The following is a 22,710-nucleotide window of genomic DNA, read 5'->3' on the forward strand; positions in this document are numbered from 1 at the left end:
ATATATTGACCACTAGTTTCTATAACTAGTGGTCAATATTTTAATAAACTCAAGAGGTGATGGGATGTCTGAAGTACTTTTAAAAATGGAAGGTGTATCTAAAAGTTTTGGTGAGAATACAGTTTTAAAAGATATAAATTTAAATATAAAAGCGGGTGAAATAGTAGGATTAGTAGGAGAAAATGGAGCTGGGAAATCTACACTTATGAAGATAATATTTGGGATGTCTGTTATAAATGAAACGGGCGGGTATAACGGAGAAATGTTCTTCAACGGAGAAAAAGTAAGTTTTAAAACTTCTTTTGATGCTTTAAATGCGGGAATAGGAATGGTTCATCAAGAATTTTCTTTGATTCCAGGATTTAAGGCTTCAGAAAATATAGTTCTAAACAGAGAGAGTTTAAAAAAATCATTTCTTAAAGATATTTTTGGAGAGAGAATAAGTAGAGTAGATGAGCAGCTAAATGATGAAAGAGCTAAAAAAGCGGTATCTCATTTAGGAATAGATTTGAGCATAGATACAAAAATCTCGGATATGCCTGTTGCTCATATGCAGTTTACTGAAATTGCACGGGAGATTGAAAGGGAAAATACTAAACTATTAGTTTTGGATGAACCTACAGCAGTTTTAACAGAGAAAGAAGCTGAAATACTTTTAAAAACTATGAAGAGACTATCACAAGAGGGAATTGCAATAATATTTATAACACATAGATTGGAAGAGATTATGAATATATCCGATAGGGTTATAGTTTTGAGAGATGGAGTTATGATGAATGAATTAGAAACGTCAAAAACTGATGTAAATGAAATTACTGAATTGATGATAGGGCGTAAGATATCTCATGAAAGTAGTAAGAAAGAAAAAACTGAGAATATAGAAGAAATATTAAAGATAAATGATTTGTGGGTAGATATGCCTGGAGAAAAAGTTAAAAAGATAAATTTAAGTATCAAAAAAGGGGAGATAATAGGATTAGGAGGAATGGCAGGTCAGGGAAAAGTTGGAATAGCGAATGGTATAATGGGACTTTTTGAAGCGGGTGGAGATATTATTTATAGAGGGGAAAAATTAGAGTTAAATAATCCCAAGATTCCTTTAGAAAATGGGATTTATTTTGTATCGGAGGATAGAAAAGAGGTAGGATTAATCCTCGATGAAACAATTGATTTGAATATAGCTTATCCATCGATATGTATAAAAAAGAAATTTTTAAAAAAGAAGTGTTTTGGAATTTTTAATAGTTTAGATATGGATTCTGTTGAAAATAATTCTAATAAATATATAGATAAATTAGAAATTAAATGTATGGGAGGTAAACAAAAAGTTGGTGAATTGAGTGGCGGAAATCAACAAAAGGTTTGCTTGGCTAAAGCTTTCACAATAATGCCAGATATTTTGTTTGTATCTGAACCTACTAGAGGGATTGATATCGGAGCTAAAAAAATTGTTCTTGAAACACTAAGGGAATATAATGTAAAAGAAAATATGACAATAATACTAACCTCTTCAGAGCTTGAAGAGTTGAGGATGATATGCGACAGAATAGCTATAGTTAACGAAGGAGAAATAGCAGGAATACTTCCTCCAGAAGCAAGTTTACTAGAATTTGGGAAGATGATGGTTGGAATAAAAGGGGGCAGCGATGAATAGAACGGATATATCTAAAAAAATTTCTAAGATAGGATTACCTAGAATAATAATCGCACTTTTTTTGATATCTCTTTATGCAGTTGCTCCGTTTGTAGGGATAAATCTTAAAACAGCTTTTCAAGATACATTTGTAAGAGTTGGGATGAATATCATATTGGTTTTGTCACTAGTACCAATGATTCAAGGGGGGACAGGATTGAATTTTGGAATGCCACTGGGAGTGGAGGCTGGACTTTTAGGAGCAGTAATCAGTATTGAACTAGGATTGACTGGTTTTTTAGGTTTTTTAGGAGCTATGATGATATCTCTACCAATAGCTGTAGTTTTTGGGTATGGGTATGGGAAGATATTAAATAAAGTAAAAGGTGGAGAGATGATGATAGCTACTTATGTAGGGTTTTCATCCGTAGCACTTATGTGTATTATGTGGCTCTTATTGCCGTTTAAAAAGCCGGATATGATTTGGGCTTATGGAGGGGAGGGGCTTCGTACTACAGTGAGTGTAGAGAACTACTGGAGTAAGATATTGGGTAAAGTTTTGAATATACCTAATAGTTACAGTTTTATTGGAGAATTTATATTTTTTATTTTAGTTGCTTTCTTGATAAAGGAGTATTTTAGAAGTAGAAGTGGTCTTTCTATGAAAGCTGTTGGAGCAAATGAAAAATTTGCTAAATCAGTTGGAATAGATATAGATAGAGCGAGGATAGTGTCGGTTGTAATGTCTACAGTCATAGCGGCGCTAGGAATAATTGTGTATCAACAAAGTTTTGGATTTATTCAGCTTTATTTAGCACCATTTTATATGGCTTTTCCGGCAATTGCAGCAATTTTGATAGGTGGAGCTTCAGTTCATAAAGCGACAATATTCAATGTTGTGGTGGGTACATTTCTGTTTCAAGGGATAATAACGATGACGCCGATTGTTATAAGTGGACTTATAAAAACTGATATGTCAGAAACAATAAGGGTTATAATTTCTAATGGAATGATACTGTATGCGCTTACTAGAAAAGGGGGTGGGAATTAATGAAAAGATTAAAAGAATTTTTAGAAACTAATATTGTTCCTATATTTATACTGTTTTTTATAATTTTAACAGTTCCTATTTCAAAATTGACACCACAATATTTAATTCAAGAAATGATATTGAGATTGGATAGGAATCTGTTTTTAGTACTCTCGTTACTAATTCCAATAATAGCGGGAATGGGGCTTAATTTTGGAATTGTTTTAGGAGCTATGGCAGGGCAATTAGCCCTTATATTTATAACAGAAATGAGAGTTGTAGGGTATCAGGGCGTATTTTTAGCTATGATTATATCCACACCTATCGCAATTTTATTGGGATGTATGAGTGGGAGTGTTTTAAATAAAGCTAAAGGAAAAGAGATGATCACATCCATGATATTGGGGTTATTTATGAATGGGATATATCAACTTGTAGTTCTTTATGGGATGGGAAGCATAATAAAAATATCAAATCCTAAACTTATTTTATCAAGGGGAAGTGGGATAAGAAATGCAATAGATTTACAGGGAATAAGACAGGGATTGGATGGGTTATTGGAAATTAATATCTTGGGGCAGAAAATACCGTTAGCAACATTTATAATTGTTGCCATTTTATGTGTGTTTATAGTTTGGTTTAGAAAAACAAAGTTAGGGCAAGATATGAGAGCAGTTGGACAAGCTATCGATATTGCAAGAGCATCAGGAATAGATGTAGATAGAACAAGAATAATTGCTATTGTAATTTCAACAGTTTTGGCGGGCTTTGGGCAAATAATTTATTTACAAAATATAGGGACTATGAATACATATAATAGTCATGAACAAATAGGGATGTTTTCAATTGCAGCTCTTCTTATAGGTGGGGCTTCAGCAGTTAAGGCAAGTATCCCAAACGCAATAACAGGGATTGTATTATTTCATATGATGTTTATAATATCTCCAATGGCAGGAAAAGAGCTTATGGGGTCGGCTCAAATAGGGGAGTATTTTAGAGTGTTTATATCCTATGGTATAATAGCCCTTGTATTAGTGATGCATGAGTGGAGAAGAGAAAGAGATAAGAGGAAAAAAAGAAAAGCACGTTTTGATGCAAAAGAGGGGGAAGCCTTATGAAAAGAGTGCTAGGAATATTGAGCTTTTTTTTAGGAATAATTTTTATAACATTTATTCTTTTTTATACAGGGCAAGAGCATACACTTATAATAGATAATAAATATAAAGAAAAAAATGAGTCTAAAAATATAGTTTTTAAAATTGAAGGAGAGAAAGCTAAAAAAATATCAAAAAATAAAAAAGCTATATTGGAGTTAAAGGGATTAAAACATAAGTTTGAAATAGAGATAGATGGAGAAAATTTTTATGGGGAGATAAACTTTTCTTTAAATAGAGGAAGCGAAATTATGGTAGAAAATTTTGTAGCTAAAAAAGAGGAGTGGATAAAATCTATACCACAATATTAAAAATGTAACAGTGTCAAGCACTGTTACATTTTTAATTTATAAATCTACTTTCTTCAAGATATTTAGGATCGTTTCCAGCTATGAAAACAATAGAATTATCGGAAAGTAAATCGATAACAGGTTTGGACAGCTCCAAAGGAATAGCAGGACATCCCAAAGTTCTTCCTAAAAACCCCATATCATCAATATATTTTTTAGAAGCGTAGTCAGCTCCATGAATTACTATTGATCTATCATAGGCATTCGAGTTGAATCTGTTTTCTAATCCTTTAAGTCTGAGAGAATAACCATAAGCACCAAAATATGGTTGAGTATCAGTTATGAAAAAACCTAAAGAACTCTGAAAAGAGTTGGGGGAGTTCGAAAATTTTGTAGCTAAAACTTTTCCACTATTTTTTCCATGAGTTACGTATGTATAATATAGAAGTTTTTTTTCTTTTAAATCAATAACAGAGAATCTAGGTTCTGTGGAGGGCTTTGTGAAATCAATAACAGTTAAAAATCTAAACTTTTTACCTTTTATTTTAGAGGAACCTTTCACAGCATTCTTAAAAACTGAGTAGTTCATTTTATCTTTAAGGTGAAGATTTCTGTACAATTGTGATGTAGAACCAAGGGCGGTTAAATAAAAAGTAATGAAAAACAGGAAAAGCTTTTTCTTCATAGATCCCTCCTAAAATTGTAAAGATGTATTAAAGTTATTATAACAGAAAAAGTAAATAAAATTAATAAATTAATAAAAATGATGAAAAAAAATCCTAAAAAAGTTATTTTTTTATCAAAGTTAAGGAAAGAGAAAGAGAAAAGTTGACACAAAATATAAACTCATGTAGAATACTAGTAGACTAAATTTATTTGGAGGAAAAATATCATATGTTAAACGAAGTAATTGTTGAAAAAATGAAAGACTTGGTTGAAAATTGTATGGGAGATTCTCAAGCAGCATGTAAGAGCAATTGTCCTATGAATACAGATGTAAAAAAATATGTAAACTTAATCGGGCAAGGGAACGGGAAAGAAGCTATTGATGTTATCAGAGAAAAGCTTTTCTTACCAGGTACTCTAGGAAGAATTTGTGCACATCCTTGTGAACAAAACTGTAGAAGAGGAGATGAGGATTCATCTATAGCAATAGCATCATTAAAAAGATATGCGGCAGATAACTTTGATGATGAAGCTAATTGGGATTTATCAAAAGAATCATTAAAAGGAAAGAAAGTAGCTATTATAGGAGCTGGGCCAGCGGGAGCTCAATCAGCAATAGATTTATCTAAACAGGGATATGATGTGACAATTTTTGAAAAACTACCTGTGTTTGGTGGAATGATGAGAGTAGGAATTCCGGAGTATAGACTTCCAAGAGAAGTAATAGATAGAGAATATGCAATATTAAAAAAATTAGGTGTTGAGGTAAAGTTATCAACTGAGATAGGTAAGGACATATCGTTTGAAGAGTTAGAAAAAAATTATGATGCAATTCTAGTGGCAGTAGGAAAGCAAGCAGGAAGAGTTGATAGATCCCTAGAAAATCATGGTGCAAAAGGGGTTTTCCATGCAGCAGAGTATCTAAAAGAGATTTCATTGACTAAAAATTTTCAAGGTGCAGGTAAAAAAGTTGCGGTTATAGGTGGTGGAGACGTAGCCATGGATTGCGCTAGATCATCTAAAAGAGTTCCTGGTGTTGAAGTTGTATACTCAGTACCTTTAGAAGCTACATTTGAAAATATGGCTTCTTCTAATCATGAAATTCATGGGGCAATAGAGGAAAATATAGAGTTTAAGCTAGGAAATGGAATCAGCAGAATTATCGTAGATGAAAATAATAGAGTTTCAGGACTTGAAATTAAAAAATGTCTAGGACTTTTTGATGAAAACGGGAACTTTAATCCTCAATTTGATGAAAATCAAAAAGAGATTATAGAGATAGATACATTAGTTTTCGCAATAGGTCAAGGGGTAGACAGTTCGTTTGATAGTGAAGGGAAATTAACAACAAGAAGAAATGGAACTTTCGAATCAGATAAATTGACAATGCAATCAACTACAAATGAGAAAGTATTCGTTGCTGGAGATTGTGCTAATGCCTTTATAGTTATAGAAGCTATGGCAGAGGGAAGAAGGGCAGCAAGATCAATAGGTAGATTTTTAGAGGGGAAAGATCTCTTTGAAGGAAGAACAATAGATGATGAGGGTGGATATAAATCAAAATTATATTTACCAACAGAGTACTTGCCGGAAGGTTGGGACGCAGCTGAAAAAGTTGAAAGAATGGTTTCTAACACTACCAATGGAGAAAAAAGAATTAAAGATTTCTCTGAAGTAGAGATGGTATTTACTGAAGAGCAGGCTTTAAAAGAAGCCAATAGATGTTTACAGTGTGAATGTAAGCTTTGTATGAAAGAGTGTATTATGTTAAATGATTATACAGATTGTCCAAAAACTTTATTCCAAGAGTATTTAGAAAAAGGTTGTGAAGAGATGGATGCTAAAATTGCTTACTCTTGTAACATGTGTGATCAATGTACGCTGAAATGTCCTAAAGATTTTGAGATAAAAACTAATTTTGGAGCTATGAGAAGTGAGTACGTGAAAGTAAATAATGGAAAATCTCCTATGAGTGGGCATAAAGCTATCGAAGTTCATCAATATTTAGGATATTCAAAGATGTTCAATACAACCAATGCAGCACCTGAAGGAAAGAAAACAAAATATGTATTTTTCCCAGGATGTTCACTGCCATCATATAATTCTGAGGCTGTTGGAAAGATACAGGAACATTTACAGGATAAATTAAATGGAGAGGTAGGTTCACTTCTAAAATGTTGTGGAAAACCACCCAAAGCTTTAGGGCAAGATGACTTATTTAAAGAGAGATTTAAATCAGTTCAAAAAGAACTTGATAAAGTTGGAGCAGAAACAGTTATAGTTGCATGTCAATCTTGTTTTGGAATATTTAACATGTATGCTAAGCAAAATGTGGTATCATTATGGGAACTCTTACCAGAAATCGGACTTCCTGAATCTCAAATAGGTGTGGGAAAAGGTTCTGATGTTACATTTAATATACATGATTCTTGTTCGATTAGAAAGCAAACTAAAATTCATGATGGAATAAGATGGATTATGAATGAATTAGGATACAATGTAGAGGAGTTAGAGAACTCTAGAGAAAAAACTAGATGTTGTGGATTTGGTGGGATGATAGTTCCAGCAGTACCTGGTGTAGCAAAAAGAGTTATGGAAAGAAGAGCTTGTGAGACAACAACAGGTCATATGGTGACATATTGTGCAGCATGTAGAGAATCTATGGAAAAGGGTCAGGCAGATGCACTTCATATATTAGATTTAGTGTTTGGGGAAAAATATAATAAATCCCAAGCTCAACCAAGAAACGCTGGTCCAGTGAAGCAATGGATGACAAGATATAAATCTAAAATGGAATTAAACAAAAGAAAATAAACAAATAAAAAAACTAAAGAGATAAGGCGGAGGAATGAAGAGATGAAAAAGTCATTAATTTTAGGATCGTTATTATTATCAATGGTAGCATTTGGAAAAGATTACACTCAATATAAATCGGATAAATTAATTAGTCCAGAAGCAGCCAAGCAATTGGTAGAAACAAATAAGAATGTGGTACTTATAGATGTTAGACCTGAAGCGAAATTCATGTTAAACAACATAGAAGGATCATATAATATGTGGAGACCTGATATGGAACCAAAAGATCATAGACATGGTGAAATTGGTGGGATGAGAGCTTCTAGAGAAGAAATGGAAATTGAGTTAAATAAAATGGGAGTGACAAAGGATACAACACTTGTGCTTATAGGAGATGGACTAGACGAGTATAGATTGTGGTGGATACTAGATCTATATGGAATGGAAAATATTAAAATAGTAGACGGCGGATATGCAACACTTAAGGGAACTGGAATAAAAACTAAATTTGGAAAAGAAGCGGCTGAAAAAAAAGGCGATTACAAATTTCCAGAAACGCCTGATAAAAATACTTTAGCAGAAATGAAAGAGATGGAAGAGGCGTGTGAAAGTCATTCAGAAGTGATTCTTGATACAAGAACTAAAAAAGAGCATACTGGTGAGGATATGAAAAAAGGAGCAGTGGCTAAAGGAAGAATACCCGGAAGTGTATTTGTAGAGTGGACAGAGGCTTTAAATAAAGATAAAACTATTAAATCTTATGATGAGTTGGTAGAACTATATACATCTAAAGGGGTTACAGCAGATAAAGAGATTCTACCATACTGTCAATCAGCGGTGAGATCAGCTCATACAACATTTATATTAAAAGAACTTTTAGGATATCCACAAGTTAAAAACTATGATGGTTCTTGGATTGAGTGGTCTCATGCAGTAAAATCTGGAAAAGAAAAAGTGGAGATAGGAGAATAAAATGAATCAGAAGAAAAATCCGTTAAAAATAATTTTAATAGTAGTTGTTCTAGCAGCACTAATATTTGGGCTTATAAAGTCAGGTGCATTCGAGTATTTAAAAGATAGAGAGAAACTTGAAACTCTGATAAAAGGGTTAGGAGTTTGGGGACCAATAGCCTATATGGGAATGTATGCATTAGTAACAATAACATGTGTTTCAGTTCTTCCGTTGACACTGGCTGGAGGACTTATATTTGGAGCTGTTATGGGGGTTGTTTATACAGCGATCGGGGCATGTATTGGTCTTTCACTGTCGTTTTTAATAGCTAGATATATAGCTAGAAAACCTATTGAAGAAAGATTTGGGAAAACAGAAGCATTTAAAAAGATAAATGAAGGAGTAAAAAACGAAGGATGGTTCATTCTTGCAACAACAAGATTATTACCGGTATTTCCTTTTGGAATTCAAAACTATGTATATGGGTTAACACCGATTAGTTTTATTCAATACTCACTACTTTCAACAATATTTATTTTGCCAGGAACATCTGTATTCGTCTTACTGGCTGGAGCAGTGGCATCTGGGGATATGAAAACGGCAGTTAAAATGTCAATAACAGCCTCTTTAATATTCTTTGCTTTAACGATGATAACAAAAGTTATTGCAAAAAAATCAAAAAAAAGTTAATAAAATAAAAAAAATATCGAAACAAAAAAGCAAATGATGTATAATTTGAGGGGGAGGATTTAATCCCCCTTGTTTTTATTAAGTCAGAGGGAGAGTTGAAATGATAAAAAAAATAAAATGGTCTTTGCAAATGCTGTTGATACCGTTAATATTTATGGGTTGTGGGAAAAAGCAGAGCCAAGAAGTAAATATCTATATGTGGGGTGGATCTAAAGAGATCAATACTTTTATGGATGATGTAGTGGCACCAAAAGTGAAGCAAAAAGAGGATATAACTTTGAAAAGAGTTCCTATAGTAGATATAAAAGATATCGTAAATAAATTAATAATAGAAAAACAAGCTGGAAAAAAGGATGGAGTTATTGATATTCTTTGGTTAAATGGAGAGAATTTTAAAGCATTAAAAGATGCGGGTGTTTTAGAACAGAATATTCTATCAAAAATTTCGAATAAAAATCTATTGAAAGAGAGTACAACAGTTAAAGATTTTGGAGAGGATATAGATGGATTAGAAGTGCCATTTGGAGAAGCTCAGTTCAATTTTATCTATGATAGTAAAAAAGGGGAAGTACCATTTACAAATTGGGAGAGTCTGACAGAATATGTGGAAAAAAATCCAGGTAGATTTACATATCCAAATGTATCTAACTTTACAGGGAGTGCATTTGTTAGAAATTTAACTATTGATATGTTAGGTTATGATAATATTCAAAACATGACATCAGAGGAGCTTAAAGTACAACTTAATATTGTATGGAATTATTTAAATGAAATAGAACCTTTTTTATGGAGAGCAGGAGAGACATATCCAGAGTCTGAAGGGAAATTAGATCTTTTATATTCAACGGATGAAGTAGATGTAACGATGGGATATACAGTAAATAAAGTGAATTCTAAAATAGATTCAGGAGATTATCCAAAAACATCTGAGAGTTTTTTATTGGAGAGGGGAACACTGTTTAACAACCATTATTTAGCAATTCCAAATAATTCTAAAAACAAAGAGAATGCCCTAAAAGTTATTGATACTCTAATCTCTCCAGAGATTCAGATTTTAAAACAAGAGCCAAAAAATTGGGGTGATTTTACAATTTTAGATATGAATAAACTTAGTTCTGAAGATAAAATAGCATTTGAAGAGTTAAATAAAAGTGGGAAAATTCCAAGCTTAGAAGAGTTAGAAACTAAAAGAGTTTTGGAGTTATCGCCAGAAAAAGTTACTCTTATAGAGGAAGGATGGACAGAAGAGGTTGGAAAAAATTAAAAAATTTATATGCTTAATACCTTTTTTAATGTACATAACATTTTTCTTTTTATATGGATTGTACTATGTTTTAATGACATCGCTGGGATACAACAGAATTCTTTCAAAATCATGTTTTACCTTGCACTACTATAAAGAGGTTTTAAATTCAAAAGAATTTTTAGAAAGTTTAATATATACAACAAAACTTAATATAATTTCAGCATTTTTTGCGTTCGTTTTAACTATTATAATTTTATATTTAGTTTTTTTAAGTAAAAGAAGAGGGTATTTTTATAGTAAAAGTTTTCAAAAGGTTATAGAAGCCCCTGTTTTCGTTCCATATTTAGTAGGTGCTTATGGAGTTCTTTTACTTTTAATGAGAAGAGGGATAATGAGCAATATCTTAATGCAGTTGGGAATAATTAAATCAGCACAAGAGTTTCCTATACTTACAAATGATCACAGTGGAATAGGGATAATTATAACGTATATATGGAAAGCTCTCCCTTTTATGACAATGATGACATTACCTATAGTTTTTAGAGTTGATAAAAAATGGGATTCGTTAGGAAAATTATATAATTTAAGTAACTATCAATTCTTTAGAAAGATAGTGTTGCCACTCATATTACCAGCTTTAAGTGTCAGCTTTTTTATTGTTTTAACATATCTATTTGCTTCTTTTGAAACTCCATACATACTAGGAGTAACTCACCCTAGAGTACTTTCAGTTTCTGTATTTGATATGTATACAAAAGGAAGTTTAGAAGCTAGAGGTAAAATTATGGTTATGAATATTATGATTTCAATAATAAGTTTATTTTTTGGTGGAATGATCTCTCTAGCTTTGAAATTTTTCTCAAAATTTGAAAATAGGGAGTGGTAAAAATGAAAAAAACAATCATAGGTACTATATATTTCATAATCTCGTTAATTTTTTTACTTCCGTTCATAGGTATTGTTTTAAAAAGTCTGAATTTTAAGATGTGGGAGTATGTTTTACAAAATAATAAAACCTATTTAAGTTTATTTACGACATTTATGGTGGCCTCGATAGCTATGTTGATAAATTTTTTAATAGGAACACCTCTGGCCTCTTTTATGGCTAGAGAAAATTTTAAAGGGAAAAAAATAGTGGAGTTACTTATAATTTTACCTATTATAATTCCAACACTTGTAAGTACTATGGGATTGCAGTTTTCTTTTATAAAATTAGGACTTATTGAAACTGTAATAGGAGTAGGAATAGTACATAGTGTGACTACAATGCCTTATTATGTTCAGAGCATGAAAGCTGGATATATGACTCTGAGTAAGGATTATATAAATCTAGGAAAAATTTTGGGAGCGAATACACTTCAAAGGTTTTTTAAAATAACATTGCCGATAATTTCACCATCATTTTTGGTGGGGATGTCTCTTGTTATAATAGTTTCATTTTCTCAGTATTTGGTGACTTTTATAATAGGTGGAGGTCAAGTTATGACACTCCCAATACTTATGATGCCTTATTTAGCAGATGGAGATATGAGAAACGGGACAGTATACAGTATAATATATGTTTTATTTACTTATTTTTTAGTTTTTTTAGTGGGAAGATTGGTAAAATTTATTTATAGAAAGAGTGATAAGTGTAGATGATAGAGATAAAAAGATTGTCAAAAAAATTTGCAGAATTTTCGTTGAAAAATATAAACTTTCAAATAGAAACAGGGGAGTTTGTGGGTATTTTAGGTCAATCTGGATCCGGGAAATCAACGATATTGAATTTGATTGCAGGTTTGGATAAAGAGTATGAAGGTGATATTTTAATAGAGGGTGAAACGCCCAGAAAATCTATAAAAAATGGAGATATAGCAATGGTTTTTCAGCAGGATCTATTACTTCCACATTTAAATGTATGGGAGAATATAGCTTTTGGATTAAAAATAAAAAAAATTCCAAAAGAGGAAATAGAGAAGAGAATAAAAGATGCTATTCTTGAAATGGATTTAATAGGGAAAGAAAAAAGATATCCCAATGAATTGAGTGGAGGAGAAAAGCAAAGAGTTTCAATAGCTAGAGCAATAGTAACTCGTCCGAAGCTTCTTTTAATGGATGAGCCGTTCTCAGCATTAGACTTTAATTTAAGAGATAGAATGCAAAAAATGGTCAAAAACATGCATAAAAAATTAAAAATAACAATAGTTTTCGTCACTCATGATAGGGAGGAAGCGTTCTTTTTATCTGATAAAATTGGAGTTATGTTTAAAGGGGAACTTCTAGACTTTGGAACTCCACAGGAGTTGTATTATAATCCTAAGAATGTGTATACCGCTAAACTTTTAGCTATGGAAAATATATTTTCTAAAAAGGTTTTTGAAAAAATATTTATGTGTAAAGTTGAAAAAGGTGAGTTTGTGGGATTGAGAGGAAAGGATTTGAAAATTTGTGAAAAATCTGAAGTCAATGGTGAAGTTATAGGAGTGAACTTTGGAATGGGAGAGTATAATATAACTTTGAAAATCAATGGAGAAAAAATAGTGGTAGTAAAACAGGGTGAGTTCAAGGTTAGATTGGGTGACATTGTAGGAGTAACTCATAATGAAAAAAATCGAATTATAATAGAGGGAGTTAAAAGATGTTAGATACACATTGTAGGAAATATATTCAGCCATCAATAAAATTTGGGGCTTATATTGCTATGAAAATGGGATTAAGTGCAAATAATGTTACAATTATAGCGATGATATTGGGTGTTTTAAGTGGAGTATTGACATATTTTGGAATGGAAGTACTAGGAGTGTCTCTTCTGTGGTTTTCAGGGTATTTAGATGCTGTAGATGGAACGATAGCAAGAGAAACAAAATCCTCTTCACCTTTTGGAACAGTTATGGATATAACTTTTGATAGAATTGTTGAAGGAGCTATTATAATTGGAGTAGCTCATAGATTTCCACAATTCAGTTTTCAATCTCTTTTGTTAGCAATAAGTATAATAATATCGATGACGATATTTTTGACAACAGGATCACTTGCAGAAAATAAAGGTGAAAAAAGTTTTCACTATCAAGCTGGATTGGCTGAAAGATCTGAAGGTTTTATAATGCTGACTCTGATAATGGTTTTAGGTGATAGAGCTGGAATAGTTATAAATATTTTTACAGGAATAGTTTTATTTACTGCATATCAAAGGTTTATAGAAGCGAAAAAAATATTGAAATAAAAAGGATGGTACAAAATTGTATCATCCTTTTTGTTTTAAAGTTGTACTGTTATAGATTTAAATATTTTATATGTAACAAATCCAGGTCTAGCTCCTTTGGGTTTATTTAAATATTTGATTTGTGTGTAATCAATAGTTAATTTTGTCCCTTTAGGAAGCTTGGACATCTGTCCACAAAAGACTCCGATGTCATAGATTTGTTTTTCACTTAAAGCGATATCTTGATTGACAATAGCATGTGTTCCTGGGATGTCTCTACAGTGAAACCACATGTCATCTCTGTTTGCGTACTTAGTTCTTAAAGCATCGTTTTCAAGGTTGTTTCTACCATAAGTGACTAAAATACCATCAACTTCAATTTCACCAAAAGTGAAAGGTTTAGTTTGGACTTTTTTAGGATTTTTTCTTTTCTGTTTGATACTAATTTTTAGATAACCTTGAGCTGTAAGTTCCTCTTCAATAAGTTTAAGATTTTCTCTAGAATCACTATTTTCAATAAAGTTTCCAACACCCGTAAAATAAATTAGGTTATCAGAAATTTCAATCAATCGTTTATTGTTGTGTTCCATACCTTTTTTTAGTTTGTTGTACTTTTTATAAATCTTCTCTAAGTTTACTTGCGGAGTAACCAAAGGATCTAGTGGGATAGTACACAAAGAATCGTTATAGAAATCGTAGAGTTCAACTTCGTTCATACCTTTTTTTAAAGAGTATAGAGAAGCTGCAAGGATATCTCCAAGCTCTCTATATCTATCAAAATCTTTTTTATCCTCAAGATCTTTTTTTATGGATACAATGATTTTTTCTGCCTTTTTTCTCTCTTTTTTTACGCAAGCAAGTAGCTTATCTTTTAATATTTTAAAAGTGTTCGAAAGATTTTCGCTGTTGATATAAAGATTGATAAGCTCTTCAAAAGAGTTGTAGTTTTCAACGAAGGAGTATGTTTTGGGCTCTATATTCAAAACGGTTGCCAAGATAATTTCTTTATGCTCGTTAAAAAATATTTTAGGTGCAATACGATCGTTTAAAATATTTTTAAAATTTTCAAAAGAATCAAAAGTATTGGCAAGAAGTTTACCCATCCCTTCAATATTTTTCAAAAGAGTTCCTGCTATCATTTCAGTTTCAAACTGCTCCTTTGTAACGTCTGCAGGATTTAATTTCTTTTCGACGGTGGGATCAGAATAGATTACACCTGGGAAAAGGACTCTCACAGAGTTCTCTTCTAAAGAGAATCTTTTGATTGAATCAAGAACCTTGTTGTTTTTATCAGTCAAAATAAGATTGGAATGTTTTCCCATCATTTCAAAATATAGATTATATGTTTTAATTTCACCCAGCTCATTTAATTTAGAAAAAGTGAAAACTAAAATTCTATCAAACCCAATTTGTTTGATTGAAATCAGTGTAGACCCAACAATATGTTTTTTTAAGTTTAAAGAAAATGTGCTATTCTCATCGAGTAGATTATCTTCCTTCGTATTTGAAAGGTAGCATAACGAAAGAGAAGGGAAACAAGAGAAAATAAGTCTCTGTTTCCCAAAATTCATAGAGATAGCAAGAGAACTTGTTTGAACAATTTTATTAGCACTTTTGCCTTTTAAATTGGTTTCAAGTTCATCTTTTATTTTGTTGAGAGAGATTCCATCAAGGTATAACATTACTCTTCAACCTTAATAGCAATAAGATTTTTAGCATCCAGTAGGTTTACTTTTAAAGTTGAACCATCCTCTTTTAAAAGGGCTACCTTGTCCTTTTCATCTGAATCTATAATTTTAACTGCAGTGTAGTGCTCGATTCCATTAGCGGAAAAATAATCTTGAATTATAGGGGTTCCTTTAACTTCTGTTATAGATACAAGAGCGCCTATAGGAAACTCTGTAACTGAATGAGGTTTAAAAAACTGAGTCTTTTCCTCAAGATTTTTTAAAATTATTTCAAAAGTCTTAGTAAAATGATCTAAATCTTTACTAGGTATATTTTCAGTTATAGTAGAGATTATATTCTTATGATAGCTGTTATGATAGCTCAAAGCTTCTAAGCCTTTTTTAGATAGGGAAACATAAACTTTTCTTCTATCTGCATCAGAACGAACTCTATCAATAAACCCTTTTTCTCTAAGTTTTGTAATTGCAACAGTAGCTGTTCCCATAGTGATTCCAAGTCTATCAGAAAGTTCATTCATACTTAATGACTCCTTACCGATGGCTTCAATTATATGTAGTTCTGTGTGAGTGATACACTTTATTCCTCTTTTTAAAGCTAAATCTTCTGTTTCGTAAAAAAGTTTATAAAAGTTTTCTAAAACATCATTAACTTTATTTATATTATTCATAATTTACATCTCCTTTAAAGATCTGATTCTCTCTTCGTAGTTTCCAGAGAATACATAAGAACCTGCAACAAAAACATTCGCTCCAGCTTCGATACATTTACCGATAGTTTCATTTGTGATACCGCCATCCACCTGAATATCAACTGTTTGATTAAGAGAACGAACCTCTTTTATTTTTTGGATAGAATTTTCAATAAATTTCTGTCCGCCAAAACCAGGATTAACAGACATAACTAAGACCATGTCAACATCGTTAATAATATATTTGATAGCTTCAACTGGAGTAGCAGGATTTAAAGAAACACCAGCTTTAATACCGTAAGATTTTATAAGTTGAATAGCTCTGTGTAAATGTTTTGTAGCCTCAGCATGTACAACAATTATATCTGCTCCGGCTTTAACAAAATCTTCAATATATCTTTCTGGTGATTCAATCATTAAATGAACATCAAACACAAGCTTAGTTTTGTTTCTGATAGACTTAATAACAGGTGCTCCAAAAGTTATATTAGGAACAAACATTCCATCCATAACATCGATGTGTACATAGTCAGCCCCAGCTTTATCAATAGCAATAACCTCATTTCCAAGTTGGCTAAAATCAGCAGATAGTATAGATGGTGCTATTTTAATTGTTTTGTGTGTCATTAAATTCACTCCCTTAATTATATCATAATGTTTTTATTTGTATCTATTCCAAATCTCATTTTTTGATTTTTCATAACAACGTTTATAAAAATCATATCTCTCTTTAGAGATTTTCCCATCTTCGACAGCTTCTTTAATTGCACATTGAGGTTCATTAATATGAACACAGTTATTAAATTTACAGCCTTTATCGATATTAAACTCAGGAAAAAGTTCAATTAATTCTTGAGGATTTTCAGTAGGGGGAAGATCCACAGACGAAAATCCAGGAGTATCGATAACAAAGCCACCGGCAGCAAGGGGTAGAAGTCGACTATCTCTTGTTGTATGTTTACCGGCTCTGAGTCTTTTGCTTGTTTCTCCAGTTTTAAGTTCTCTAGAGTCTTGTAGAAGATTTAAAATACTTGATTTTCCAACTCCAGAAGGGCCGCCAAAAGCAGTGATTTTATCTTTGATAAAAGCAGTGAGATCTTCAATTCCAGCTTCAGTTAAAGTTGATATATAAAAAACAGGAATATCAATTGTTTCCAAGTACTTGAGGTTTGTTTTAATCTCAGATAACTCCTCCTCCGTAAGTAAATCTATTTTATTTATTATTAAAATAGGGTTTATTTTATTATATAGACTATTTATTGTTAAAATGTTAATTTTTTCATAGTCTATAGCGGGATCTTTAGCGGAAAATTGGATTACACCATAGTCTATATTAGCGACAAGTGGTCTTCTTAAAAGGTTTTTTCTAGTTTTGACCTCAGTTATAAAACCATCACTATCAAAAACTACATGATCTCCAACAGTACAATTCTCTCTTTTATCCGATCTTTTTAAAATACCTCTTAATTTGCAAAGATAATCATTTCCTTCACTTTTTATATTATAAAATCCTTGAATTTTATTTGTAACAATACCTTCGATAATAATTCACACTCCTTAATTTAATAACTGACAGTCATGTCGATAATGGTTCCAGTAGGAACAGTTTCACCGATATGGTTAGTTTCAATAACTATACCTTTTTCTAAATCGGGAACAACCTTTTCCTTGATAACTCCAACGATAAGTCCTTTAGATATGAGTTCATTTCTAGCCTCTTCAAAAGTAAATCCAATTGTGTCAGGAACTTCAACAGAGACAATTGAATTTGAATTACTCAAAAGAAGAGAGATGCCCATATTTTTTTGAGTACTATCTCCAGTGGCTGGATTCGTAGCTAAAACAGTATTGTAAGGGAGGTTAGATGATGTGTACGATGTTTTATTAACTTTAACACCTTCCTTTTGCAATTCAGCTAAAACTTCAATTAGATTTTTGTTTGTAAAATCAGGAATAATATAGTTATTTTTTCCTTTACTTACCCAAACTCTAACTGTTCTCCCCTCTTTAACAATTTTTTCAGGGTCAGGATTTTGTCTAAAAATAGTTCCCACAGGTAAATCTGAAAAATCATTGCCCGCAACAAGCAAGTTAACGTTATCAATAGACTCAATTTTAGAGGCTTGATTTAAGTTAAGTCCAATTAGATTGGGTAGAGAGTAAAACCTTTCGTTGAAATAAGTTCTTAAAAATATATTAAAACTAAAAAAACAAATATAAACTATAAGGATACCTGATAGAAGGTATACTAAATATTTTTTCATCTTTCCTCCTCGTATCTTTGTATAAAAACTAAAGAATAGAACACTTTAAATACTTATAAAATAATATCATAGTAGCATTAAAATATCAATAATTACTTGATAAATAGTAGGTTAAATGATAGAATATTTTGTAAACTATTATTTGAAATTTAGGAGGGACAAATGGATTACACTATAGAGAAAATGATTTCTGAAGATGAACTACAAGTTAGAGTTAAAGAGGTGGCAAAAGAGATTGAAAAAGACTACCAAGGAAAAGATCTAGTTTGTGTGGGATTACTTAAGGGATCAATCATGTTTATGGCGGATTTACTAAAAAATGTAGAGCTAAATTTAGCTATGGATTTCATGAAAGTCTCTAGTTACCATGGAGGAACAGATAGCACAGGAGTAGTAAAAATATTAAAAGATGTGGATGAGGATTTGACAGGAAAAGATGTTTTAATTATTGAGGATATAATTGACACAGGATTAACTCTTGAATCAGTTAAAAAATTTTTAATGTCAAAACAACCAAAATCATTGAAGGTATGCTCTTTATTAGATAAACCAAGTAGAAGAAAAGTAGAGATGGTTGGAGAGTATATAGGATTTGAAATTCCTGACGAATTTGTAATTGGTTACGGATTAGATTATGATGAGCTATACAGAAACCTTCCTTATATTGGAAAAGTAGTTAGAAAATAAGAGAAAAAAAGGAGGTACAATGTCCTTTAAGCATAAGAAAAAATTTGGACAAAACTTCTTAACAGATCAAAACGATGTTTTGAATAAAATTATGGAAGTTTCAAATGTTAAAGAAGATGAACATATAATCGAAATTGGTCCAGGAGAAGGAGCTTTAACAGCACTTTTACTAGAGAGAGCAGAAAAAGTTACTTGTATTGAGATCGATACGGATTTAGAAAAAATATTAACTAAAAAATATTCATCAAATCCTAAGTTTAATTTAATAATGCAGGATGTTTTAACAGTTGATTTAAAAGAGGTTTTAAAAAAAGGAAGAGTTGTAGCAAACATTCCTTATTATATAACTTCACCAATTATCAATAAGATAATTGAAAATAGAGATATTATAAGTGAAATGTTTATAATGGTACAAAAAGAGGTTGCAGAAAGAGTTTGTTCAAAATCAGGAAAAGAGAGAAGTGTTCTAACTTTGGCTGTGGAGTACTACGGTGATGCGGAATATTTATTTACTATCCCTAAAGCATTCTTTACTCCAGCCCCAAAAGTAGATTCAGCTTTTATGTCTATAAAGTTTTATGATGATGGAAGATATGAAAAGAGTATCTCGGAAGAGTTATTTTTTAAATATGTAAAAGCAGCATTTTCTAATAAAAGAAAGAATATTATAAATAATCTTGCAATGTTAGGACATTCTAAAGATTTTATTAGAGAAAAGTTAGAGAAACTTCAGATATCTGAAACAGAAAGAGCAGAAAATCTTACGATAGAGCAATTTATACAGTTAGCTGAAATTTTTGAAGAAAAATAAAAAGCTTTTAAATAAGAGAGGCGTGGATAAAATAGGGGATAACTCAATTTTTGAATGCCTCCTTTTAGCTTAAAAGGAGTTATTAATGGGAAGTTATGAATTTAGAATAAAAACAAAACGTGAGGATATAGATTTTATAAATAAAATTATGGAAGCTTATGAAGGCGTTGGAATTGTTAGAACTAAAGATGCGAATGCAGGAGATTTAACAATTGTATCAACTACAGATTTCAAAGATGATGTCAGAATGATAGTAGAGGATTTAAACTCAAAATGGGTTAAAGCAGAGATTGTATGGGAAGGACCTTGGTCTGGAGAATTATAAAATTTGGAGGAGTGATTTGATATGGAAAAATTAGAGACGTTAATAAACTATATTATTGGAGAATTGGTTGAAACAAAAGAAGAGATCAGAATAACTTATGATTTGATTGATGATACAATTACGTTCAAAGTGAGTGTAGCACAAGGTGAGATGGGAAGAGTTATCGGAAAAAATGGACTTACAGCAAACTCAATTAGAGGAGTTATGCAAGCTGCGGGAGTTAAAGATAGATTAAATGTAAATGTTGAATTTGTAGATTAAGGAGAGCGAAATGGATTTATTATCGGTAGGAAGAGTTTCGGGAACACATCATTTAAAGGGTGCTGTAAAAATAACTTCAAATGTGGACGGTATAGAAGTTCTAGAAGGAAATAAAGTTATGGTTGAGCTATCAACTGGTGAGATAAAAGTTTTAACTGTAAAAAAAGTAGCCCCAATGGTTGGAAAAAAATGGACAATGGAGTTTGAGGAGTTAACAAATAAGACAGATGCAGCAGGTATTCAAAATGCAGTTATAAAAGCTCGAAGAGATTTACTTGGAATAGAGGAAGATGAATTTTTAGCTAATGATGTTTTAGGGATGAAAGTGTATACAGAAGATAATGAGCCAATCGGTGAGGTTGTGGACGTGTACGAAACTGCAGCACATGATGTATATGTTATAGAAGATGATGAATATGAAACTATGATTCCAGATGTTGAAGTATTTATAAAGAAAATAGACTTTGACAAAAAAGAGATGATTGTCTCTCTTTTAGATGGAATGAGAGAAAAAAAGAAAGACTAAGGAGTATTCTGTGAAAATAAATATATTAACACTGTTTCCAGAGTTTTTTAACTCTTTTAAGGAGCATAGTATTGTAAAGAGGGCTGTAGAAAGAGATCAAGTAGAAATAAATATAGTTAATATAAGAGATTTTGCTGAGGGGAAACATAAGCAGTGTGATGATATCCCATTTGGGGGAGGGGCTGGAATGGTTATGAAACCAGAGCCTCTTTTAAAAGCTTTGAAAGAAAGTGGTGGAAAAGTGATATATACTTCACCTCAAGGAGTAAGGTTTAATCAAGGGTTAGCTTGTGAATTGTCCGAAGAAAAAGAGATAACTATAATAGCGGGACACTATGAAGGGATAGATGAAAGGGTTATAGATAGTCAGGTAGATTTAGAAATATCCTTAGGGGATTTTGTATTGACTGGTGGAGAGCTACCAGCGATGGTGATTTCAGATGCTATAATTAGACTTATCCCTGGAGTTATAAAAAAAGAATCTTATGAAAATGATTCTTTTTATAATGGGTTATTGGATTATCCACATTATACAAGGCCTGCAGAGTATGAAGGAGTAAAAGTTCCAGATATACTTTTATCAGGGCATCATAAAAATATTGATGAATGGCGTTTAAAACAAAGTTTAAAAAGGACTTTAGAAAGACGTCCGGAGTTGCTTAATGGAAAAGAGTTTTCTAAATTAGAAAAAAAACTTTTAAAAGAGATAAAAGAGGAGCAAAAATAATGATATATAAATTAGGTGATTTGGTTCCAAAAATAGGTGAAAATAATTATATAGCAGATAACGCTACTTTAATTGGAGATGTTGAAACAGGAACAAATGTATCAATCTGGTTTTTAGCAGTTTTGAGAGCGGATATGAGCAAAATATCTATTGGAAATAACTCAAACATTCAAGACAATACAACAGTTCATGGAGATACTCCATACCCTGTGATAGTTGGGAAAAGTGTAACTGTAGGGCATAACTGTGTGATTCATGGTTGTGAAATAGGGGATAACTCTATAATTGGAATGGGATCAGTTTTATTAAATGGAGCTAAAATACCTAAAAATTGTATCGTGGGAGCTGGAAGTTTAGTAACAGATAAATTGGAAGCAGAAGAGGGAGATTTGATTGCAGGATCTCCAGCTAAAGTGATAAAAAAACTTTCGCAAAAAAATAAAGAGTATTTAGAGTACGCAAGTAATGTTTATTTAGAAAAAATAGAAAAATACAAGAAATTAGAGAGAATAGGGTAGGTAGAAAATGAGAAAATCAATATATTTAGGATTAGTACATTCACCTGTATACAACAAAAGAGGGGATGTAGTTTGTACATCTGTTACAAACTTTGATATACACGATATTTCAAGAACTTGTAGAACATACGATATAAATCAATATCATATTATTGTATCTGTAGATGCTCAAAAGCTATTGACAGAAAGAATTATAGGGTACTGGCAAGATGGACTTGGAGCCGGGTATAACAGAGATAGAGAAGAGGCTTTTGGAAGAACAAGAGTCTACGAATCTATAGAAAGAAGTATTGCAGAGATAGAGGCAAAAGAGGGTAAAAAGCCATTGATTATTACAACATCAGCTAAAACTTTTTCAAATTCAATAAGTTATAAAAATTTATCTGAAAAAATGATGGAAGATGAAAATCCGTATTTAATTTTATTTGGTACTGGTTGGGGTCTTATAGATGAAGTTATGGACTTGTCGGATTATATTTTAGAGCCTATAAGAGGAAATTCAGACTATAATCACCTTTCTGTAAGATCAGCTGTTTCGATTATATTAGATAGATTATTAGGAGAAAATTAATT

The 22,710-nt window shown here is 31.7% G+C and carries 26 protein-coding genes; 20 read left to right on the top strand and 6 right to left on the bottom strand.

All coding sequences use genetic code 11. The features are described from left to right. The first annotated feature begins 64 nt into the window (after positions 1 to 64). Genes Q0V67_RS02250 through Q0V67_RS02265 form a run of 4 tightly spaced genes read left to right on the top strand, consistent with a single transcriptional unit; the run spans position 65 to position 4,128 of the window. Complete coding sequence (locus Q0V67_RS02250) at positions 65 to 1,654, top strand: sugar ABC transporter ATP-binding protein (RefSeq protein ID WP_297596641.1); 1,590 nt, start codon at positions 65 to 67, stop codon at positions 1,652 to 1,654. Next, positions 1,647 to 2,684 (top strand): ABC transporter permease, encoded by a 1,038-nt coding sequence (locus Q0V67_RS02255; protein WP_297596644.1) that lies wholly within the window; start codon positions 1,647 to 1,649, stop codon positions 2,682 to 2,684. The genes Q0V67_RS02250 and Q0V67_RS02255 overlap by 8 nt, the downstream gene beginning before the upstream one ends. Further along, positions 2,684 to 3,781 (top strand): ABC transporter permease, encoded by a 1,098-nt coding sequence (locus Q0V67_RS02260; RefSeq protein WP_297596646.1) that lies wholly within the window; start codon positions 2,684 to 2,686, stop codon positions 3,779 to 3,781. Before Q0V67_RS02255 ends, Q0V67_RS02260 begins: the two co-directional genes overlap by 1 nt. Further along, complete coding sequence (locus tag Q0V67_RS02265) at positions 3,778 to 4,128, top strand: DUF6672 family protein (protein ID WP_297596648.1); 351 nt, start codon at positions 3,778 to 3,780, stop codon at positions 4,126 to 4,128. The genes Q0V67_RS02260 and Q0V67_RS02265 overlap by 4 nt, the downstream gene beginning before the upstream one ends. 31 nt (positions 4,129 to 4,159) lie before the next feature. Here Q0V67_RS02265 and Q0V67_RS02270 read toward each other — a convergent pair whose 3' ends face one another. Next, positions 4,160 to 4,792 (bottom strand): murein L,D-transpeptidase catalytic domain family protein, encoded by a 633-nt coding sequence (locus Q0V67_RS02270; protein WP_297596651.1) that lies wholly within the window; start codon positions 4,790 to 4,792, stop codon positions 4,160 to 4,162. 209 nt (positions 4,793 to 5,001) lie between these two features. On the opposite strand from Q0V67_RS02270, the gene Q0V67_RS02275 reads away from it, so the two are divergent. From Q0V67_RS02275 to Q0V67_RS02310, 8 genes are all read left to right on the top strand, one after another. Beyond that, complete coding sequence (locus Q0V67_RS02275) at positions 5,002 to 7,587, top strand: FAD-dependent oxidoreductase (protein ID WP_297596654.1); 2,586 nt, start codon at positions 5,002 to 5,004, stop codon at positions 7,585 to 7,587. A gap of 42 nt (positions 7,588 to 7,629) precedes the next feature. Further along, positions 7,630 to 8,541, top strand: a complete 912-nt coding sequence (locus tag Q0V67_RS02280) for a sulfurtransferase (protein WP_297596656.1) — start codon at positions 7,630 to 7,632, stop codon at positions 8,539 to 8,541. 1 nt (position 8,542) lies between these two features. Continuing rightward, on the top strand, positions 8,543 to 9,211 hold the full coding sequence (locus tag Q0V67_RS02285; protein ID WP_297596657.1) for a TVP38/TMEM64 family protein: 669 nt from the start codon (positions 8,543 to 8,545) through the stop codon (positions 9,209 to 9,211). Positions 9,212 to 9,311: 100 nt separating this feature from the next. Next, positions 9,312 to 10,475: an ABC transporter substrate-binding protein gene (locus tag Q0V67_RS02290; RefSeq protein WP_297596659.1), complete on the top strand. Its 1,164-nt coding sequence runs from the start codon at positions 9,312 to 9,314 to the stop codon at positions 10,473 to 10,475. Continuing rightward, positions 10,462 to 11,343, top strand: coding sequence for an ABC transporter permease subunit (locus Q0V67_RS02295; RefSeq protein ID WP_297596661.1), 882 nt, complete (start codon positions 10,462 to 10,464; stop codon positions 11,341 to 11,343). Before Q0V67_RS02290 ends, Q0V67_RS02295 begins: the two co-directional genes overlap by 14 nt. 2 nt (positions 11,344 to 11,345) lie before the next feature. Next, on the top strand, positions 11,346 to 12,098 hold the full coding sequence (locus Q0V67_RS02300) for an ABC transporter permease (RefSeq protein ID WP_297596663.1): 753 nt from the start codon (positions 11,346 to 11,348) through the stop codon (positions 12,096 to 12,098). Beyond that, positions 12,095 to 13,084, top strand: coding sequence for an ABC transporter ATP-binding protein (locus Q0V67_RS02305; RefSeq protein ID WP_297596666.1), 990 nt, complete (start codon positions 12,095 to 12,097; stop codon positions 13,082 to 13,084). The genes Q0V67_RS02300 and Q0V67_RS02305 overlap by 4 nt, the downstream gene beginning before the upstream one ends. After that, positions 13,078 to 13,662 (top strand): CDP-alcohol phosphatidyltransferase family protein, encoded by a 585-nt coding sequence (locus tag Q0V67_RS02310; protein ID WP_297596668.1) that lies wholly within the window; start codon positions 13,078 to 13,080, stop codon positions 13,660 to 13,662. The genes Q0V67_RS02305 and Q0V67_RS02310 overlap by 7 nt, the downstream gene beginning before the upstream one ends. Positions 13,663 to 13,697: 35 nt before the next feature. On the opposite strand, the gene Q0V67_RS02315 is transcribed toward Q0V67_RS02310, so the two are convergent. The 5 genes from Q0V67_RS02315 to Q0V67_RS02335 are packed head-to-tail and all read right to left on the bottom strand — an operon-like array spanning position 13,698 to position 18,282. Further along, positions 13,698 to 15,323: an NFACT family protein gene (locus tag Q0V67_RS02315; RefSeq protein WP_297596670.1), complete on the bottom strand. Its 1,626-nt coding sequence runs from the start codon at positions 15,321 to 15,323 to the stop codon at positions 13,698 to 13,700. Then, positions 15,323 to 16,000, bottom strand: coding sequence for a MarR family transcriptional regulator (locus tag Q0V67_RS02320; protein WP_297596759.1), 678 nt, complete (start codon positions 15,998 to 16,000; stop codon positions 15,323 to 15,325). Before Q0V67_RS02320 ends, Q0V67_RS02315 begins: the two co-directional genes overlap by 1 nt. Then, the gene (gene rpe / locus Q0V67_RS02325) at positions 16,001 to 16,645 is read right to left on the bottom strand and encodes a ribulose-phosphate 3-epimerase (RefSeq protein WP_297596672.1); all 645 of its coding nucleotides are present in this window, start codon (positions 16,643 to 16,645) and stop codon (positions 16,001 to 16,003) included. Positions 16,646 to 16,678: 33 nt separating this feature from the next. Then, on the bottom strand, positions 16,679 to 17,566 hold the full coding sequence (gene rsgA / locus Q0V67_RS02330; protein ID WP_297596761.1) for a ribosome small subunit-dependent GTPase A: 888 nt from the start codon (positions 17,564 to 17,566) through the stop codon (positions 16,679 to 16,681). Between the two features lie 14 nt (positions 17,567 to 17,580). Beyond that, positions 17,581 to 18,282 carry a PASTA domain-containing protein gene (locus Q0V67_RS02335; protein ID WP_297596674.1) on the bottom strand — a complete coding sequence of 234 codons (702 nt, stop codon included), beginning with the start codon at positions 18,280 to 18,282 and terminating at the stop codon, positions 17,581 to 17,583. 162 nt (positions 18,283 to 18,444) lie between these two features. Here Q0V67_RS02335 and hpt point away from each other — a divergent pair, with 162 nt between their 5' ends. From hpt to Q0V67_RS02375, 8 genes are all read left to right on the top strand, one after another. Then, a complete protein-coding gene (gene hpt / locus Q0V67_RS02340) occupies positions 18,445 to 18,969 on the top strand; it encodes a hypoxanthine phosphoribosyltransferase (RefSeq protein WP_297596676.1) in 525 nt (174 codons plus the stop codon). A gap of 19 nt (positions 18,970 to 18,988) precedes the next feature. Further along, entirely contained in the window at positions 18,989 to 19,780 is a 792-nt protein-coding gene (rsmA, locus tag Q0V67_RS02345; RefSeq protein ID WP_297596678.1) for a 16S rRNA (adenine(1518)-N(6)/adenine(1519)-N(6))-dimethyltransferase RsmA, read from the top strand. An 85-nt stretch (positions 19,781 to 19,865) separates the two neighbouring features. Next, positions 19,866 to 20,105 carry a DUF4911 domain-containing protein gene (locus tag Q0V67_RS02350; protein ID WP_297596680.1) on the top strand — a complete coding sequence of 80 codons (240 nt, stop codon included), beginning with the start codon at positions 19,866 to 19,868 and terminating at the stop codon, positions 20,103 to 20,105. A 21-nt stretch (positions 20,106 to 20,126) separates the two neighbouring features. Next, positions 20,127 to 20,366, top strand: a complete 240-nt coding sequence (locus tag Q0V67_RS02355; protein ID WP_297596682.1) for a KH domain-containing protein — start codon at positions 20,127 to 20,129, stop codon at positions 20,364 to 20,366. Between the two features lie 10 nt (positions 20,367 to 20,376). Further along, positions 20,377 to 20,892: a ribosome maturation factor RimM gene (gene rimM / locus Q0V67_RS02360; RefSeq protein WP_297596684.1), complete on the top strand. Its 516-nt coding sequence runs from the start codon at positions 20,377 to 20,379 to the stop codon at positions 20,890 to 20,892. A gap of 10 nt (positions 20,893 to 20,902) precedes the next feature. Further along, complete coding sequence (gene trmD, locus Q0V67_RS02365; protein ID WP_297596686.1) at positions 20,903 to 21,619, top strand: tRNA (guanosine(37)-N1)-methyltransferase TrmD; 717 nt, start codon at positions 20,903 to 20,905, stop codon at positions 21,617 to 21,619. Further along, on the top strand, positions 21,619 to 22,137 hold the full coding sequence (locus Q0V67_RS02370; protein WP_297596688.1) for a gamma carbonic anhydrase family protein: 519 nt from the start codon (positions 21,619 to 21,621) through the stop codon (positions 22,135 to 22,137). The genes trmD and Q0V67_RS02370 overlap by 1 nt, the downstream gene beginning before the upstream one ends. A gap of 7 nt (positions 22,138 to 22,144) precedes the next feature. Next, positions 22,145 to 22,708 carry an RNA methyltransferase gene (locus tag Q0V67_RS02375; RefSeq protein ID WP_297596691.1) on the top strand — a complete coding sequence of 188 codons (564 nt, stop codon included), beginning with the start codon at positions 22,145 to 22,147 and terminating at the stop codon, positions 22,706 to 22,708. Positions 22,709 to 22,710 lie beyond the last annotated feature (2 nt).

It is taken from the genome of uncultured Cetobacterium sp. (genome assembly GCF_947072685.1).
In the GTDB taxonomy this organism is placed as follows: domain Bacteria; phylum Fusobacteriota; class Fusobacteriia; order Fusobacteriales; family Fusobacteriaceae; genus Cetobacterium_A.